We start from the raw sequence: 18,925 nt of genomic DNA, 5'->3' as shown, positions 1-18,925 counted from the left end.
CTATGGAAAATTTTCACACACGCAAGTCTTGCATAACAGAAAAATCACTTTGACTTTCAATATCCTTCACTTTATCCACAGAAAAACACGTAGATGGAAAAAATCTTGCCTGCCTGTGATAAAGCAGGTTTTGGAGCGCAACGGAAAACATAATACCCAAAGTTGCGGTTAGTATACCAATAACTATCGAAATACCAACGACAATTTCTGTTCTATGCTGTTCGATATCAGAGAAAAGCTCTCTTATTCCTTTAATTGCAATATATTGAACAAAACAAAGAAAGCCTGCAGTTAAAAGAGAAATAGAATAGTAACACAGGTTTACAACAAAGTTCTCTGGACTTGTGAAATTCTTCCACCATCTCTGAACAGCATTTCCTTCTCCTTGCAGTGGTTCTGTCTCTTCATACCTTGATAGATCCAAAGCCTTTAGCACTCTTATATTTCTTACGCTGTTGCTAAGTACGCAACCAAGAATTGGAAATACTATACACAGAGCGAACACATACATCACCACCCTTGCTGCCAATTCATTTTGATAAGAGAACCACTCTTGTGATATTACCGGAATACCAACTTTTACAAAGAAACCAATAGCAGCAGCAACACCTGAAAAAAGAAACGGTAACGTAATTTCTTTCAAAGCAGCTCTTTTTCTTAAGTACGCATTCTCACTCTTTAACAAGTGGACAGATACTCGCAAAAGCCGCATTTGTTCATTTTCAGATGTATTCACACGACTGCTCCATTAAATATGCACATCTATATATGACTAAAAAACGAAACAAGCTCATTAAAATTGCGGTTTTCTCTCTTTGAATCAAGACGAAACTTCAACTCAACTGTCCCATCGACAAGAGCATTTTTACCGACAATTATTTGGAAAGGCACTCCAATTAAGTCCATCCTGGCAAACTTCACACCTTGACTATCACTCGTATCATCATATATGACGTTATCCAATTTAGAAAAAATCTCGCTAGCAAAACCATAAGATTCCTCATGCAAATTAATGAGGCCAACCTTAAATGGCGCTATAGACTCCGGCCAAATAATGCCTTTGTCGTCCGAGTGTACTTCAATTATCGCAGCAAGTAATCTCGAAATTCCAATACCGTAGGACCCCATATAAAAATTTTTTTTGTTTCCACCTCTATCAGAGAAGCGAGCCTGCATAGGAGCGGAGTATTTTTCCCCGAATAGAAAAATATGCCCAACCTCTATCCCTTGCGCTGTAGAGATCCTAGTACCATTTTCTACACTAGAGCTGCTACACTCTTCAGTAAAACAATCCAGTTTCTGTAATCTCTCTATTATAACAGATGTTGCATGTTCATCGGAAGGATCAATTTTGCAAAACGTATCTACAAGCTCTTTCATCTCCTCCGGATAAAAAATTTTACCTTCTCCCCCTTCAGTCGTAGTAATGTGAAATTCGTGATTCAGACTACCACCTATCACTCCAGCATTTGCTCTACAAGGAATTGGATTGAGCCCAAGCTGCTTAAAAATGCGCAAATAAGACTGATATACTTTGTTGTAAGAGACTCTAGCAGAGTGCTGATCTATATCAAAACTATAGGCATCCTTCATAAGAAACTCACGTGCACGCATCAGGCCAAATCTTGGCCTGATCTCATCCCTAAATTTCCACTGAATGTGGTAAAGAATCTTAGGCAATTGCTTATAGCTAGCAAGATCATCTCTAACTATCGCTGTAATAACTTCTTCGTTCGTCGGACCAAAAAGAAGCTCGTTGTCATGTCTATCCTTAAACTTCAACAACTCCTTACCATAATCCGCATACCTTCCGGACTCTTCCCAGAGCTTAGCCAATTGAATGCAGGGCATTAGCATTTCATGCATTCCCATATAATCAAGCTCTTGCCTGATTATATTTTCGATATTTCTTAGTACCTTGAGACCCAAAGGTAGCCAACTATACAGACCGGCCCCACACTGCTTTACAAGTCCAGCACGCAAAGAATATTTGTGCGAGCGCAACTTAACTTCACTCGACACATTTTTCATAAGGGGTAAATAGTACTCGGATACTCTTACTTTATTTTTCATGCATTCTAACCCCTACCTTCAGTTAAGCTTATAACCTTAGAAATCAACTCATTAATCCCGAAAGGCTTCGCTATAAAAACCTCATCACGATTTTTACTGTCTAAATGCAACTTGTCACGCGTATACCCAGACATGAAAAGAACTTTTAGGTCCGCTTTCTGCTTTCTCATCTCCTTAACCATTTCCGGACCATCAATACCTGGCATTACGACATCTGTAATTAGTAGAGCAGCGGTATCTTTTTCTTCTTCAAATTTTTCAAGAGCTGACTTACTACTTTCATATTCGACGACACTAAAACCCTGACGACTTAAAGCTTTAACTAAAAAATTCCTGACAATTTTTTCATCCTCAACCAGAATTATCCTAGCACCTCTACTTTTCTCTGAAGGAATTAAATCTTCATCAACCTTTCTTGCATCACTACTGACATCTTCGTATGAAACTGGGATCAACAGTGTAAAAGCAGAACCCTTACCTTCGGTACTTTCGACATTTATGTAACCCTTCATCTGTTTCATTATCCCATAAACAGTTGAGAGACCTAAACCTGTGCCTTTATCTACACTTTTTGTTGAAAAGAAAGGATTAAAAATTTTAGATAGTATTTCCTCATTCATTCCACAACCATTGTCTCGAACTACAAGGCTTATGTACTCTCCCTTTAAAACAACCTCCTCATTTTGAGTACCGCGAAGAACTGCATATTTTCTGTTTACTAAAATTTCTGCAATTTCAACAGTAATTTCCCCACAAGCTTCTATTGCATCACGCGCATTGACTATGAGATTGACAAGACTTTGCTCTATCTCTGTCCTGTCGACCCTTACATTTTTCAGACCCGATCTAATGACAAAAGTCAGTTTGATATTTTCTGGGACAAGCCTTTCTATAAACTGCCTCATACTTTTCACAACTTCTGCCATACTCAGAACCTCGGGATGTAGAGTTTGTTTTCGAGAAAAAGCCAAAATTTTCTTCACCAAATCTCTACCTTTTTTTGCGCTATATCTTATCTGAGCAATATTGTAGTAGTACTTACTTTCCAGTCGAACATCTTCAAGTAAAATCTCTGCAAAACCCATTATAGCGGTGAGAATATTATTAAAATCGTGAGCTATACCACCACTCAATTCACCCAAAGAAACTATCTTCTGAGAATGCTGAAATTTTTTCTGCAAGTCACTTAACTCACTTAGATCAACAAGAAAACCCGCATTAAGAGTACCATAACTTGAAAGGTAAAGTCGTGCACTATCACCGTTCTCCATGGAGAAGTTAAATATAGATGGCCTATCTCCACATTTAAAATCACTCAATCTATCGCGAAGAAACTGCTTTATCTGATCTCCCTTCTCGAATATGTCAAAAAAAGCATTGTTTGCACTAATTATCTCTAAGTCATTGCTCATCAAAACAATACCAATGGATGCATTGTCCGCTAGTTCTCTAATTTCTTTCAACTTTGGCACTAAAACTCCATAATGTGTGTCGTTGAAATACCTTCTGTAATTTTGTAGGAAGAGACCTTTACGGTTTCGTTGTGTTAAATAAACCTCTGTTAGTGCGTAAAGCTCGTCCTCGAGAAAAGTTTTTCTGTAACTTACTTCTTCGAAATAGCAAGCGCCTCTGCACTTCAATGAGTCACCTTTAACGCTATACAAGGAAATCCCTGCTTCTTGTAAAAGTACATCATAAATTTCCCTTTCACCAACTCTCCTGGCCGCAGCAATGAAATACCCTTTTGGACGAATCATAGGGATAATTTCTATCACCTGACCATCGCAAGGAAAATGGTGATATAGTACCCCATCCTTGATATCAGAAATGAACTTTGCATATTTTTCTCCTAAAAGAGATTGTAGATTTTTTATCTTTGTTCTCTCATCTCTGTATACCACCTCACCATCATTGGTGATAATCAAATAGAATTCGGTCAGTGCCTTTGCAGCATTCGAGTAGAACATATTTTGAAATTCCGCTGCTGCAAGTACTAAGTGAAGCTTCTTTAAGTTGTAAATAAGGAGAAGAAATACAATAATCCCGAATACATAAACAAGCCCCTTAATTTCGCAAATACCTAACAGACCTATCGAATTGAATCCAAAAATAATCGGGGCACCGCAGAGAAACTGCAGTAACATCAAAATGAAAACTAAGAAAAATCTTCTCGGATACCTGATGACAAAGTTTAACTTGTTCTTTTTGATACCATCTATGTATCTACTTTTCATTTTCCTTCACTTTTCGCTTTAGATAATCTATCTTCTCTTCCGACACCATCTTATCTATAAGCAAAATCTCTTTTTCCGCTGCCAATTCATCTATAGTTGCATTCATATTTGCCCTTTCAAAGGCATAGATGCTGTTTAACTCTTTCAACTTATTGTTTTCGTCCGTACATTGTGCCACCTTATTTTTGCCCTTTTCGACTTCCCCCAAAAGAAAATTTATACCAGCATACACTTCACAGAGTTCGCGTGTGTAGAAATGATATACCGTATCTTTGCCTGCGATGCTATTCAATAATTTTGAGATCTCCTTCCAAACAAAAAAACAACAGCAAAACGAAAAACACAACCAAGCAGAGAATAGAAGAGCAAAATCGCCAAAATTTATGATCGAAAACATGTTTACATCACTCCTATAAAAATAACATATTCTAATTGGAGCCATTTCGTTCGCCCTAATAAAACCATACGAATACTTGCCCTTTATAAGATTGAGAAAATTGGAAAGCCTTTTATTTTTTAAATCGTAAAATTCAACCTTCCGATCAAGATTAACAGAAAGTAACACTTCATTATTCTCCTTTAAGATGGCTATTTGCATGTGTGGATCTCCTTTCACCAAATCTTCCATTGCTGCAAGCAAGTCATTAAGGGACAAGTAAAACAATAACCGCCCAGTGTTTTTAGGGCTCTTAACGATAACTGTGATCGGCAAAACTTGTTCCCCTCTAGAAGAACCAAAATCTCTTTGGAGCAGTGATCTACCTATTGAAATAGCAGGAAACAAATCACTTCCTACTTGATTGGTCACTTTTTCAGTTTTATCACTCCTGGACCAGTACACATATATCTTCTCATTCTTTTGATTGAAATCCTCAATTTCCCTTTCCACTAAGTCACTGTTGATTATTTTATTACAAAGGTCTGTGATTTTGTGATACGCCCACTCAGTGGATTGATTGAGTAGGACCTCCATTTTTGCTGCATACCCTTCCATTACAACCTGTACCCGGGACGCCTCAACCGCCTCACGTGATAAAGAAAAGATTACAACGCAAAAAATAGCACTTAGGATTAAATAGAGGCCGCTATACAGTGAAAAAGATGGTATTTGCAATGTAGTCTGGCATGATCAACTGCAAGATAATAGCAGAAAATAATATAAATCCTCAAACTAGAATGATTTTATATAAAAATTTGCAAGTAGTAAGTTGCATATTTAATAGAATTCCACATTTATCCAAAAATAATCCTTGGCCTATCAAAAAAGAAAGTTGAGATTACGCGTCAATTCACCCAACAATCAAGAAAGGAGATTTGCAAAAAAATAGGCAAGCAAACAGAAATCGTGTTTTGCTTCGTACAAAGTACTCCGGCTATACTGTGAATAGCAAACTCATTTATCAGAACAAGTAAAAAAGGTGCGACGATACAACAAACTGCTTGGACAGCACTTTATCTACGACAAGAAATTGCTCGACAAAATAGTCGACACGGCAACCTCAGTAAAGGGTGAATACATCTTCGAAGTAGGTGCTGGACTAGGGACATTGTCTGCCGCAATACTTCTTAGAGAACCAGCTTCACTCATATCAGTCGAGAAAGATAAGAGATTTGCAGAGCCACTATCTTCCCTAATGAAACAGTATAAGAACTATAAATACACTTTAGGTGATGCTTTACTCATTCGACTAAGCGATTTGTATAAACAAGAAAAGGTCACCATAATTGCAAATTTGCCGTACAACATTGCGACACATCTATTGCTAAGCTGGATAAATGAAGTAGAGTACGTCCGTGAGATGGTACTAATGTTTCAAAAAGAAGTGGCAGACCGTATCTGTGCGCAACCTAAAAACAAAAACTATGGCGCTCTGTCTGTTTTGGTGCAACTCAAATGCAAAGTAGAACCACAATTTACGCTTGCGCCAGAAATTTTTACACCACCACCAAAGGTAACATCTACCGTTATGAAGCTTACGCCACTAGAAGAAAAATGGCCCCAAAATAAATCTGTTTTAGAAAAGATCCTGATAGAATGTTTTTCTCAACGAAGGAAAATGATCAAAAAAAGCCTATCGAGAGTTTTTAAAGATCCCGGAGCATTACATTCAGCGCTAGCGCAAGTAGGAGCTAGTCCTGAAATGAGAATAGAAGAACTTAACCCCGAGCAACTTTCCAAGCTTTCTTGTATAGCGGATATAAACTAACTTCAAGAAAGCGACGCGTCTTTAGAATTCGTAGGAAAAAGTTAACTTTAACAAATTTGACTCCTTCCTGTAGAGTGTGCAGGACACACAGACGATAAAATTGCACAGCAGACACTTTTTCTATCTACAACGAAAAAAAATCACTGTAGAAACAGAGCACATCAAACACTCAAACAAAAATCAAGCTAAGCAAATACCATGGTAGCAAAACAAATGAATAATCCGATTATGATCTAGGAAAACTCGCATACAACCCAGCTATTGTGGGGCGACTTCAATGATCTTTCAAATACCCATTTATCCTCTATTACTTCTATTGTGTCGCGGTCCCCAGACAGTATGTGCCCAGTATCATCGCGTACAACATTAATTTGCTCGGAAACAAACCGTACGGTCGCGTACAAAACACCTTTTATCACATTAAGCTTAATCAAATTCTTCGACCGCAAAGCAACTAAAGTCCTCTCAAGAGTATTACCACGGATCTTGCGCTGTGCTACTTTCTCGGAGACAACGCTAAAGGCTTTTTTGGAAAGCAACTTTGATAAAACCTTTAGGTCGCAATCAGCAAAAGCCTTCGTGAACATTTCAAAAGCACGCTCAGCTCCTTCCATAAATCGATCTGTTGAAAAATCTTGTTTCCATAAAGATTCGATCTCTTTTTTCGCAGACACAATATCCTGAAGATCACTTGGAGCAACATAAGTAAATTGATCGACCGTCTTAACCTTTTTTTCGAGAATTTCTTTTACTTCCGCGGCCCTAAAACCAAGCTCGCGTTCGACAGAGATCCTACCAAAAGATGCATAAAGCCTGTTAAAGATAAAAAAAACCAATATCGCGTACAATATCAACTCCATAAACCACCAAAGAGACTAACAAAAAAATAGTACTACTAAACCAAAACATGAAACAGGTGGACAAAAGGCCACACTTACTCTAAGCTACATCTACAGTATCACTTATATTTGTAAAGAATACAAAAATGCCCAACAAAGACGAAATTACCAACGACGATGTGCAATCTGATCACGAAGAAAACCTCCCATTAGCACGACCTGAGGGTCAATTCATGAAGTCAATAGCTCTCGATACACCTAACTCTCCGGAAGTGTTTAGTATCATGAAAAATCCTCCGGAAGTCGATGTGCAGTGCAATATAGACAGCAGAACAATAGATGAGAGAAACGATATATATGAGGTGGTCCTTGATTTAAAAACTGAAGCGCGCATAAAAGATAAGGACTCTTCAGATGAAGCACGGGTTGCGTTCGTTTGTAAGTTGAAGTACTGCGGTGTCTTTACGATAAAGAATCTCACTCAGGAACAACTGAGGCAGACATTACTTGTCGAGGCACCTACGTTGCTTTTCCCGTTTGCAAGAAGAATCATAGCTACAGCGACAACTGATGCAGGTTTTCCACCTCTAATGCTTGCACCTATAAACTTTGCTCAAAAATACGCTGAGAGTCAAAAGAGTTAACTCTTTTTCCGAGTTTGCGTTCTGCTTCCACACATTTTGATATGTTCTTTCGTTCCAATTGTGCTGGGTGCAGATTCGCATAGCGGTGCGCTAAAAGATGGTATACACTGCTCTTCCTTACTTTCTTTGCACGCCTTTCGTCTGCCTTATAGTTGAAGTTTGATGTGTATCTCATGAACGATTTTGCCTCTAAGTTTCATCTTATGCCTTACTCACCCTACTCTCTCGGTCATGATACCTGAAGCTTTTAGATCCATTTTCTAAATCAGATTGCCAAATGATTTTTGATTCGCATTGCCATCTCCTTTTCTACAAAAAAGAAGAAATAAAAGATATCGTCGAAGAGGCAAAAAGAAACGGCATAGGAGTCTTGCATAATATCGCAACCAAGTTAAGTGAAGTTGAAGATCTGCTTTCACTTTCTGACCAACTCTCCAATGTCTACTGCTCAGTAGGTGTACACCCAAATCACGTCGCAGAATGTGAATCCCTAAGAGAAACACTCATATCATTGGCAAAACACGAAAAAGTGATAAGCATAGGTGAAACAGGATTAGATTACCATTACGACTACACTACCAAAGAGGCTCAGCAGGAATCATTTAGAGAGCATATAAGGGCAGCATTGGAATCAAACCTACCACTGATAGTGCATTCGAGAAATGCTGAAACTGATACAGCACATATACTGGAAACTGAGTTGAGCAATAGTAAAACATCAGTAATCCTGCACAGTTTCGCTTCATCTAGAGAACTTTTCGAAGCGGCAATAAGAAATTCTTGGTACGTATCATTTTCTGGAATCGTAACATTTAAAAACGCTACAGAAGTACAAAAAATAGCCTCTGAAGTACCACTAGAGAGGATGCTCATAGAAACCGATGCACCGTATCTTTCTCCTGTCCCGTTTAGAGGCAAAACAAACTATCCCTCGTATGTTGTGCACGTACTGAAGTACATAAGCAAACTTAGAGGCATTGAAAGTGAGGAATTGTCGACAAAGCTAATGGAGAATTTCCTCAGGGCATTTCCAAAGATCGTTCGACCAACATGATATGCTGCTTGAGGCATCACTCGGAGTAGCACCTCATTTGAAGAGACACTTAGGCAAACAAGGTGCAATACCACTAAAAAACATGTAGAAGAAAAGAATATGTGGTACGATCTGGGCACATTGTACAACCGACAATTATGAATCTGAACTATGAGCAAAGACTTGCCGTAGAAACCGTAAATGGTCCTGTCTTGATACTTGCTGGTGCTGGAACAGGCAAGACAAAGACGTTGGTACATAGAATAGCCCACTTGATTAAGTCAGGGTATGCGCACCCAAATCAAATTATGGCCGTTACCTTCGCGAATAAAGCTGCAAATGAAATGATCCAGCGCATCAACGAGATCGTTGGAGAAATGAAGTTCCACTGGATTGGAACATTTCATGCAGCAGCAGCTAAGATCCTAAGAATAGAAGCGGAAAAACTTGGTTTTAAACCTGACTTTACAATACTAGACGTAGATGACCAAGTCAGAATGCTTCAGAAAGTTGCACAAGAAAAGAAAATCGAAACAGATAAAGCTCTACTCAAGAAGTACCTAAGCCTGATCTCGGCATGGAAAGATAAAGCCTTCACTCCAAGTAGGGTGAGATTCAACAATGCGGCAAACACATGGTTTGAAAAGCAAGCACTCTCTATATACGATGCTTACCAAGAAAAACTAAAGGAAAACAATAGCATGGACTTTGGGGATTTGCTCATGCACAACGTTACCCTTTTCAACAAAGACGCGGAAACTTTAGAAAAATACAAAGAAAAATTCAGATACATCATGGTGGATGAGTATCAAGATACGAATTTATGTCAATATCTATGGCTGAGGCTATTAGCACAGAAGCACTCAAACATCTGTTGCGTTGGGGACGATGATCAATCAATTTATGGGTGGCGCGGCGCAGAAGTAGGTAACATCCTGAGGTTCGCAAAAGATTTTGAAGGAGCAAAAGTTATCAAGCTGGAACAAAATTATCGCTCGACGAATAAAATTCTCACTGCCGCGCACAATATCATAAAAAATAATCAGTCCAGACTAACAAAAAAGCTTTGGACAGCATACCCGAGTGGTGAGGAAATACAGATTGTTACTTACATAGACAGCGAACAGGAAGCAAGAGCAATTATCAGAAAGATAAAGGAAAGAAAATTAGTGTGTCCCTACAGCGATACGGCAATCCTTGTTAGGGCAGGTTTTCAGACGAGAGCCTTCGAGGAAGCAGCCATTCACGAAAACGTTCCCTACCGCGTCGTGGGAGGACTAAAGTTCTACGAGAGAAAAGAAGTAAGAGATATTATTGCTTATTTAAGACTCGTTACCAATCCAAATGATAACCTAGCCTTTGAAAGAATAATAAACACTCCAAAAAGGGGTCTAGGGCAAGCATCCATGAACAAGATATATAACTACTCACTTGAACAAGGTTGCTCGATGTTTGAAGCAGCTAGAAAACTTGAGGAAAACGAAAAACTTAAAAGCACAGCGCTTCTGACATTTGTGAAACAAGTTAAAAAATGGCAAGAAGACTCTCTTAATCACAGTTTGCATGACTTGCTAAAAAAAATTACACTGGAATCCGGGTACATATCCGCATTAAAGGAGCAGGACGAGAGCAGGATTGAAAACGTTGACGAACTTTTCAGGGTAATCCAGGAATTCGACAATGCCACAGATTTTTTACAACATGTGTCACTTTTGACAGAAAGCGATACACAAACAAATAATAGCGATGCTGTCAATGTGATGACCTTGCATGCTTCTAAAGGACTAGAATTTGAACAAGTATTTCTTCCAGGCTGGGAAGATGGAACGTTTCCGCATGCAAGATCACTATTTAGTACTGAGCAAATTGAGGAAGAGCGTCGTTTAGCCTATGTGGGAATAACAAGGGCTAAGAGGTTTTTGACAATAACGAGCGCTAATCGAAGGCTAATAAGAAACTCTTGGCAAAACACTGTAAAATCGAGATTCATATTAGAGTTAGCAGAAAAATAAAATAACAGCTCAGTTCGCAGGTAGGCAGAAGTGAATTTATACCCTGGCCAAAGATAAACCCTGCACCCAGCAAGCATAAAAAGCAGACCACCACCTTCCTACTTGGGTGCAAGACTTAATATCCCAACGTATTGCCCAATGCAGGAAAAAGTCATGAACAAATCAGAAACGCTTTTCACAATTCCAAATGGTAAAAATCCCCATTTTTAGGTAAATACGAAAAAGCATTGCAATTGTTTTCTTCACATGCCAAAGCCACATAGCTAGGAAGTGATACTGCCTATTACCCGAATAAAATCTTCTTCGTTCTCAAAGTTCATATAAACAGACGCAAACCGAATAAAAGCAACTTTGTCGAGAGTAGCAAGCTGCTCCATAATCAGTTCCCCAATAAGCTTTGCAGTGATCTTTGTATCATGAATGCGTTCAATCTTGTAAATGACGCAATTCATTAATTCATCTACTCTTTCCCGTGTAACAGGTCTTTTACGTAATGCGATTTCCACCGAACGCACCGCTTTTTCTCTGTCGAAACTTTCACAACTACCGTTCTTTTTAATAACCTTTATTTCTTTAAGTTGTATAGTTTCAGAAGTAGTAAACTTAGCACCACATTCACCACAAAAACGCCTTCTTTTTATGAAGGCACCTTTATTCACAGAACGTGAGTCTCTGACATTAGTATCTCGATTACCACAGAATGGACATTTCATATAAATCGAATGGAAAATGTAAAATGAACTCTTGCGCGACTATTAAAAACGATCAGCTCTAAGAGCTAATCGCATAGAATACAGATTTACCCAAATAAGGTAAAGACAATTTCGATAGGATCACTTGCGTTATCAATCAAATAGCTTATGTTATTAACCAAATGCTTTTCTCAAAAGCACCTTAGAAGAAACTCCTAAACAGATTGCACAATCAATGAACGAATAATACAATTACCGTTGGTTTTTTTACTACACAAGTGACAAATAACAGGGCTGCCTCTATATTGGAGTTCGCTGCTAAAAATGAGATTAGGCTTATTGATTTCAGATTTACTTCGATCACCGGGAAATTTTTGCACATCACGCGTCACAGCGATAGTGTTACTACAGACGTTCTTACACATGGTATTTCGTGCGACAGCTCGCTGATTCAGGGCTGGAATGACATGCATAAGTCCGATGTGGTGCTCGTACCAGATCTTGAGTCGGGCAGTTCTTTCTTAGACCCCTTTGCTGCACAGCCGACATTGTGCGTTATTTGTGACATCGTGGAACCACGTGGATGTAGTTCTTATGAACATAGTCCACGCGCAACAACGAAAAGAGCGATGGAATTTTTACGCAGCACCGGAATAGCTAATAGGGCTTTTTTTGGTCTCGAAATGGAATTTTTCGTACTGGATGATGCGAGGTTTGCCGTCAAAGAAAACGGTGCCTTTTTTGAGCTAGATTCATCAGAGGGAATCTACAATTCTGGTAGACGGTACGAGTATAATAATCACGCTCACAGGGAAGGCAGCAGAAACTGCTATCTAACAAGTCAGCCTTCAGATTCTCTAAACGACATAAGGGCAGAAATTCTGGAAACACTCAGAGAGGTAAAAGTAAAACCATTGATGCACCATCATGAAGCTGCATCGTCGCAATGCAGAATAGGCTTTTACCACGGAGAAGCTTTAGAGACTTCTGACAATGTGCAAAAATGCAAGTACATTACACGTAACGTAGCTAGTTCTTATGGAAAATCGGCTACTTTCATGCCTAAGCCGTTCAAGGACTACAATGGCAGCGGGATGCACTTTCACATATCGCTCTGGGAAAATGAGCAAAATTTGTTTGTACCGCAGGGTCCAGGAGAGGAAGTTTCACAATTATGCAAATACTACATTGGCGGAATAATAAAGCATAGAAAAGCGCTAAATGCCATTTTGAACCCGCTAACTAATAGCTACAAACGCCTGGCAAACATCGATGATGCCGCTTACGGGCCGAATTGTTTGCTTGGAAATCGTCTAGCAACAGTGAGGATTCCGCACTGTAGGGAAAGTGATTCTTCCGGAAAGAGAATAGAGGTTAACTTTCCTGATGCAGGTACTAATCCATACATCGGAACCGCTGCTTTAATTATGGCAGGTATAGCAGGTATACAGGAAAAACTACTCCCGGGAGATGCTTTGGAACTCGAAAAATCCTCGGAGGTTTCTCTGTCTAAGTCTTTAGAAGAGGCGTTTTTTGCACTCGAAACCGATCGACAATTCTTGACAGAGGGTGGTGTGTTCACGAATGATCAGCTTGATACCTATGTAGGGCTTCTACGTGATGACTACGAGGAGTTATCAAAACATCCCGTGCCAATTGAATTTATAAAGTACTATAACGTCTAGAATCGTATGAGTATTGGAACCGATTGGATGGAGGCGCTTCATATCATTGTTGTGACAATGTGGATGGCGGGCCTTTTTTACCTACCCAGAATCATGGTCTATCATGCTGACGTTGATGTTGGCACTGAAACCGATTCTGTTTTTCGTGTGATGGAAAAACGTCTCCTCTGCTATATTATGACACCCGCTATGGTAGTAAGTATTACGCTTGGCTTGCTGTTGGCAGTGGATACAGGTCACATTCTAAGTGCATGGCTACATCTAAAATTACTATTTGTGGCTGCACTTGTGTCTTTGCACATATTCTTTTGGCGATGTTCCGTCGCTTTTAGTAGAGGGTGTAATAAATACTCAAGCACATTTTTTAAGTTTGCAAATGAGGGAGTCACAATTGCTTTTATTGCAGTTGTTATACTTGCAGTGACAAAACCATTTTAATGTTCTTCAAGCGCTACGCACACCTTTTTAGATGGTTATTCGTGATCGAGGCGGCACATTCGCTGTCTGAAGTTGCGTTTATCTTGAAACAGCTGCCTCTGGGAAGTTTTGTTGTGCTGCGGTGTTACGAACATTTACAAAGAAAAAGCTTGGCACACTGGCTTTCAAGAATGTGTAGGAAGTTGCGTTTGACCTTTCTCGTTGCTGGCGATCCATTTGTCGCACTTCTAACACGTGCATCAGGAGTACATGTAAGGGAGTCAAGTTTTAGCAAGATGAGAAAGTGGCGGTACTTCAAAAAGCAGTGGTTTATAAGTTGTGCATCACACAGTGTAAAACAAAATCTAAAAATACAAGCAGCTGGTTTTGATGCGGCACTTTTCTCACCAGTTTTTCACAGCAAGAAAACTAACTCCAATGCAATGGGAGCTGTAAAATTCATTAAATACCAAGCTTTCACAAGAAAAATTAATGTTTTTGCATTAGGGGGCATAACAAAAGCGAATATATGGAAACTGAGAGAAGCTGGGCAAAAAGTTGGTATTGCAGGAATTAATTTGTATAATGACCGTCTGTGAGCTTGAATACAAAATTCTAGCACCCATATATCGTGTAAGGGAATGCATTTTTTATGTCAGAAGAAGAGCTTAATAATCGTGACGTAGATTCAAAACAAGAGCATGATACCGATAATTCTAACTTTGAATCCGGGCCGGCGCACTTGAATTTACCCGTCCTGCCTCTTAGGGAAGTTATTTTCTTTCCCGGCGATTACCTTCCAATATTTATAGGAAGGAAGGGGTCAATACAAGCAATGGATAAAGCACTGGCAGAGACGTCTGAAAATAGTGGAAGAATGCTCTTGGTTGCACAGAGGAATCCAAAGAAAGAAACCCCTGAAGGTAAAGATTTGTACGAAGTTGGTGTCATAGCAAAGATTGCCGAACCGAAGATTAATCTTCAGGATGGTGGTGTCAAACTTATGGTAATCGTGGAGTGCCGTGCACGTGCTGTAAATTTCAGAAAAATCGATGGAGTACTCGAAGCAGATGTCTTTCCAATAGAAGAGGAAGAAAGCGATGACGTAAACATAGAGGCATATCGAAGATCGGTCGTTCAGAATTTCGAAAAGTGCGTTAAGTTGAGCGAGACAATTCCAGATGAAATCACTGGACTCCTCTCACAAATAGATTCCACTAGCAGGATAGCCGACTTGGTGGCTGCGAGTATAAACCTAAAGCTCAGTGAAAAACAAGAAATACTCGAAACTGTAGACCTCTTAGAGAGGATGAAAAAAGTCCATGCATTCCTAGAGAAAGAACTTGGAGTGTTGCAGGTAAAACAGCAGATTAAAGAAAAAACAGAGAGTCAAATTAAGAAATCACATAAGGTATACTTACTTAATGAACAACTGAAAGCAATTACCAAGGAGCTATACGAGAAAGAAGGTGAAGAATATGATGAACTTGTTGACCTAGAGAAAAAAATAGGGAATAGCAAGCTCTCTGCAGAAGCGAAAGAAAAAGTTTCAAAGGAACTGAAAAAACTCAAAAATATGGTACCCATGTCTGCTGAGGCAACTGTGGTTCGTAACTACATAGACTGGGTCATTTCTCTTCCTTGGAAAAAGAAGGGCAAGATGATTACCGATATCGGGGCATCAGAACAAATTCTAAAGGCGAGCCATTACGGCATAGAAAAGGTCAAAGAGCGCATTATCGAGTACTTGGCAGTGCAAAACCGTACGAAATCGTTTAAAGGCTCCATACTATGTTTACTTGGTCCTCCAGGTGTCGGAAAGACCTCCCTTGCCAGCGCAATAGCAGAAGCTACTGGCAGACCATTCGTTAGGATGTCACTCGGTGGAATAAAAGATGAGTCTGAAATTAAAGGTCATAGAAGGACTTATATAGGTGCAATGCCCGGAAAGATAATCCAGCACATGAAGAAAGCAAAATTATCTAATCCTGTCTTTCTCCTGGACGAAATAGATAAAATGTCTTCGGATTTCAGAAGTGATCCTGCTTTTGCACTTTTGGAAGTTCTTGATCCTGAGCAGAACTCGCGCTTTGTGGACCACTACTTGGAGGTTGAATATGACCTGAGTGATGTGATGTTTGTTGCAACTGCAAATAGCTTGAATATGATTCCAGCGCTATTGGATCGGTTAGAAGTAATACGTCTGGAAGCCTACTCAGAAGAGGAAAAATTGCAGATAGCAGAGCATTATCTAATTGGAAAATTAAGGAAAGAACATGGTTTGAAAAAAAACGAGTGGAGTATTTCCAAAGAAGCGTTAAAGTTGCTTATACGTCGTTACACTCGTGAGAGTGGAGTACGAAGCCTGAAGAGGGAGCTGGCAAATTTGATGAGGAAAGCAGTCAAAAAGTTGGGTGTGCAGTCCGGCGTCAAATCTATAGAGATTTCAGTTAAAAATCTCAAGAAGTATGCTGGCGTGGAAAAATGTACTTTTGGTACTGCAGAACCAGAAAATTTAGTGGGTATGACTACAGGTCTGGCTTACACGCAAACCGGCGGGGATTTAATTATGATAGAGGCAGTCTTGCTCCCAGGAAAAGGCGAGATTCGTTCTACAGGAAAGCTTGGAGAAGTAATGCAAGAGTCCGTCCAGGCTGCCTATAGCTTTGTCTGCTCAAATTGCAATAAATTTGGTTTCACATCGAAGTTCTTTAAAAGTAAAGATGTGCACGTTCATGTACCTGAGGGTGCAACTTCAAAAGATGGCCCATCTGCAGGGGTTGCAATATGCACTTCTATTGTCTCGGTGATGACTGGAATACCAGTTTGCTCAAGCGTTGCGATGACCGGAGAAGTGAGTCTTAGGGGGAAAGTAATGGAAATTGGTGGTCTGAAGGAAAAGCTTCTAGCAGCTGTCAGAGGTGGTATAAAAACCGTCCTAATACCGATAAGCAACGAAAAAGATTTAGAGGATATTCCAAAATCGGTGAAGAACGCAGTGAAGATCATTCCTGTTTCCACTGTATCAGAGGCACTGACGTTCACTCTGGCCAAGCAACCAACGCCACTCGCAGTCGACGTGTGGCCAGATGTTCCGTTGTCCACGACACAACAATCAGAACAAAGGGTATAGTTTCTGGGGCGGACTTCTTTTGTGATATTTGAGTTCTTCTGGAGCATTTTGTTTTGTTGTTTTGCACACTTATCTTTTTGTTAGTTGAGTGTTAATAAGTGAGCTTTAGTTGATGTAAATTATTCTTTTAAGTATTTGCATGTCTTTGTTATTCTCCCTTGAGGTACTCCCAGACTAGAAAGATGTGGACTTTTCTACTACAATTGCCACTAGTATCATCATCCAGGTGCCCATGACAAATTTTTCTTCAATAGAAAGGTTAAATGAAGCCTTAGAAAGCGAATTATTAGCAATAAATCAGTATTTTGTTCACTCCAAAATTTTAAAGGATATGGGTCTCCTTAATTTATCTGAGGCTTTGAGAAATCGTTCTATTGGAGAGATGCATCACGCTGATGCGCTACTCGAGAGAATATTCTCCTGTAAAGGGAATCCGAGAGTTGGTTATAAAGACATGGGCACGTGCCCAAGAAGTGTAGAAAAAATTTTTGAAAAAGACCGCGATCTTGAATTGAAAGCCCTTTTCTCATACAGGAAGTCAATCGTAGAATTCGAGCAAAACGAGGATTTTGTAAGTTCGAGTCTGATGAGATCTCTTCTACAAGACGAGGAAAAGCACTTAGAGTGGTTGGAGCAGCAGTTATCGCTAATTCAAAGCTTGGGAATCCAACAGTATTTAGTAAAGCACGGTTAAAAGCTCAGCTCTCCTAGCTATGCTGAAAATAATTGAGGAAAGGGGGTACTTCCTCCAGTGTACAAATAGAAAAGCGTTAGAGCATCGTTTGGATTCTTGTGAGAAGCTTGTCTTCTATTTAGGTTTTGATTGTACAGCACCTGCTATACATCTAGGGCATCTGGTGCCATTGATGCTAATGCGCTTGGTAAAGAGTTATGGACATGAAGTAATAATACTACTCGGTGGTGGTACTACTCTTATAGGCGACCCGTCTGGAAAAGACGAATCCCGCAAAATGCTTTCCAGGGAGGAAATAAATAAAAATATCAGCACCATCAGCGAAATCGTGAAGCGCATCATAGGAAGTGTATTGTTTGTTAATAATGCTGACTGGTTAGAAAACATTAGGTATATAGACTTTCTCCGAAACGTGGGACGTCACTTTTCTGTCAATAGGATGCTCACCTTTGATAGTGTAAAAAGTCGGCTAGAACGTGAATCTCACCTCAGTTTTTTAGAATTCAATTATATGATACTTCAGGCTTACGATTTTGTTGAATTAAATCGCCTGTACAACTGCAATGTACAGATAGGAGGAGGAGATCAATGGGGCAACATAGTCAATGGTGTAGAATTGGGAAGAAAATTGAGAAATACAGAGATGTTTGGTTTGACCGTACCATTGATCACGACCGCTTCCGGGAAAAAAATGGGCAAAACTGAAGCAGGAGCTGTTTGGTTAGACCCGAATCTGTACTCGCCATATGACTATTGGCAATACTTCAGAAATACCGAGGATGCAGATGTAGAAAGCTTTTTGTGTCTTTTTACCGAGCTTCCAATTGAGGAGATCAAAGCTCTTTCAGCATTTAGTGATACTCGAATAAATGAAGCAAAAAAGATACTCGCCACCGAGGCAACTAGAATATGTCACGGCAGCGCAATTGCAGAAAAAATCAGCGAAAGTATAGTCAAGGCCTTTGAAGAAAATGATCCGTCTCAGTTACCAGAAATAGAAATCCCACGCAATGCAGACATAATTGATGTAATCGTTCGGATCGAAGCCGCTTCCTCAAGAACTCAAGCAAAAAGATTGATAGAATCAGGAGCAGTGAAAATAGACCAGCAGAAGGTCTTCAACTACAGTATTGAACTGCCTAAGCGGTTCAGCGTGAGCGTTGGAAAAAAACAGCGCAATATATCCATGAAGTAGCACGCTTACTCTTCTAAAGAACGGCACCTGTGTGCACACTTAGTCCACTTTCGGCCATCTCTTCGGC

Annotated in this window: 16 protein-coding genes; 10 read left to right on the top strand and 6 right to left on the bottom strand. The window is 39.7% G+C overall.

Features of this window, described 5'->3' with window-relative positions:
- Positions 1-13: 13 nt before the first annotated feature.
- From GP480_RS01480 to GP480_RS01465, 4 genes are read right to left on the bottom strand one after another with little or no spacing between them, the layout of a single operon-like run.
- Positions 14-736, bottom strand: coding sequence for a hypothetical protein (locus tag GP480_RS01480; protein WP_160095228.1), 723 nt, complete (start codon positions 734-736; stop codon positions 14-16).
- A gap of 26 nt (positions 737-762) precedes the next feature.
- Positions 763-2,073: a proline--tRNA ligase gene (proS, locus tag GP480_RS01475; protein ID WP_160095226.1), complete on the bottom strand. Its 1,311-nt coding sequence runs from the start codon at positions 2,071-2,073 to the stop codon at positions 763-765.
- Between the two features lie 5 nt (positions 2,074-2,078).
- Complete coding sequence (locus tag GP480_RS01470; RefSeq protein ID WP_160095224.1) at positions 2,079-4,307, bottom strand: ATP-binding protein; 2,229 nt, start codon at positions 4,305-4,307, stop codon at positions 2,079-2,081.
- Entirely contained in the window at positions 4,297-5,301 is a 1,005-nt protein-coding gene (locus tag GP480_RS01465) for a hypothetical protein (protein WP_237111376.1), read from the bottom strand. Before GP480_RS01465 ends, GP480_RS01470 begins: the two co-directional genes overlap by 11 nt.
- 424 nt (positions 5,302-5,725) lie before the next feature.
- On the opposite strand from GP480_RS01465, the gene rsmA reads away from it, so the two are divergent.
- On the top strand, positions 5,726-6,514 hold the full coding sequence (gene rsmA / locus GP480_RS01460) for a 16S rRNA (adenine(1518)-N(6)/adenine(1519)-N(6))-dimethyltransferase RsmA (RefSeq protein WP_160095220.1): 789 nt from the start codon (positions 5,726-5,728) through the stop codon (positions 6,512-6,514).
- 233 nt (positions 6,515-6,747) lie between these two features.
- Here the strand turns inward: rsmA and GP480_RS01455 are convergent, their stop codons facing one another.
- Positions 6,748-7,374 (bottom strand): Tim44/TimA family putative adaptor protein, encoded by a 627-nt coding sequence (locus tag GP480_RS01455; RefSeq protein ID WP_160095218.1) that lies wholly within the window; start codon positions 7,372-7,374, stop codon positions 6,748-6,750.
- A 125-nt stretch (positions 7,375-7,499) separates the two neighbouring features.
- On the opposite strand from GP480_RS01455, the gene secB reads away from it, so the two are divergent.
- The 3 genes from secB to GP480_RS01440 all read left to right on the top strand — a co-directional run bounded on the left by secB (position 7,500) and on the right by GP480_RS01440 (position 11,042).
- Positions 7,500-7,997, top strand: a complete 498-nt coding sequence (gene secB, locus GP480_RS01450) for a protein-export chaperone SecB (RefSeq protein WP_160095216.1) — start codon at positions 7,500-7,502, stop codon at positions 7,995-7,997.
- Between the two features lie 277 nt (positions 7,998-8,274).
- Positions 8,275-9,051 (top strand): TatD family hydrolase, encoded by a 777-nt coding sequence (locus GP480_RS01445; RefSeq protein ID WP_160095214.1) that lies wholly within the window; start codon positions 8,275-8,277, stop codon positions 9,049-9,051.
- A gap of 137 nt (positions 9,052-9,188) precedes the next feature.
- A complete protein-coding gene (locus tag GP480_RS01440; protein WP_160095212.1) occupies positions 9,189-11,042 on the top strand; it encodes an ATP-dependent helicase in 1,854 nt (617 codons plus the stop codon).
- Positions 11,043-11,305: 263 nt separating this feature from the next.
- On the opposite strand, the gene nrdR is transcribed toward GP480_RS01440, so the two are convergent.
- Complete coding sequence (nrdR, locus tag GP480_RS01435) at positions 11,306-11,755, bottom strand: transcriptional regulator NrdR (protein WP_160095210.1); 450 nt, start codon at positions 11,753-11,755, stop codon at positions 11,306-11,308.
- A gap of 257 nt (positions 11,756-12,012) precedes the next feature.
- Here nrdR and GP480_RS01430 point away from each other — a divergent pair, with 257 nt between their 5' ends.
- The 6 genes from GP480_RS01430 to tyrS all read left to right on the top strand — a co-directional run bounded on the left by GP480_RS01430 (position 12,013) and on the right by tyrS (position 18,858).
- Positions 12,013-13,419, top strand: coding sequence for a glutamine synthetase beta-grasp domain-containing protein (locus tag GP480_RS01430; RefSeq protein ID WP_160095208.1), 1,407 nt, complete (start codon positions 12,013-12,015; stop codon positions 13,417-13,419).
- 6 nt (positions 13,420-13,425) lie between these two features.
- Positions 13,426-13,857, top strand: a complete 432-nt coding sequence (locus GP480_RS01425; protein WP_160095206.1) for a CopD family protein — start codon at positions 13,426-13,428, stop codon at positions 13,855-13,857.
- Positions 13,857-14,435, top strand: coding sequence for a thiamine phosphate synthase (locus tag GP480_RS01420; protein WP_160095204.1), 579 nt, complete (start codon positions 13,857-13,859; stop codon positions 14,433-14,435). The genes GP480_RS01425 and GP480_RS01420 overlap by 1 nt, the downstream gene beginning before the upstream one ends.
- Positions 14,436-14,488: 53 nt before the next feature.
- A complete protein-coding gene (gene lon / locus GP480_RS01415) occupies positions 14,489-16,969 on the top strand; it encodes an endopeptidase La (RefSeq protein WP_160095202.1) in 2,481 nt (826 codons plus the stop codon).
- Between the two features lie 232 nt (positions 16,970-17,201).
- The gene (gene bfr / locus GP480_RS01410; protein WP_160095200.1) at positions 17,202-17,663 is read left to right on the top strand and encodes a bacterioferritin; all 462 of its coding nucleotides are present in this window, start codon (positions 17,202-17,204) and stop codon (positions 17,661-17,663) included.
- Between the two features lie 19 nt (positions 17,664-17,682).
- Positions 17,683-18,858, top strand: coding sequence for a tyrosine--tRNA ligase (tyrS, locus tag GP480_RS01405; RefSeq protein ID WP_160095198.1), 1,176 nt, complete (start codon positions 17,683-17,685; stop codon positions 18,856-18,858).
- Positions 18,859-18,925: the final 67 nt, after the last annotated feature.

The sequence above is a fragment of the Neorickettsia findlayensis genome, assembly GCF_009856525.1.
In the GTDB taxonomy this organism is placed as follows: Bacteria; Pseudomonadota; Alphaproteobacteria; order Rickettsiales; family Anaplasmataceae; genus Neorickettsia; species Neorickettsia findlayensis.
Note: the sequence above shows the minus strand (reverse complement) of the source record. Positions and strands in the feature narration are given on the sequence as shown.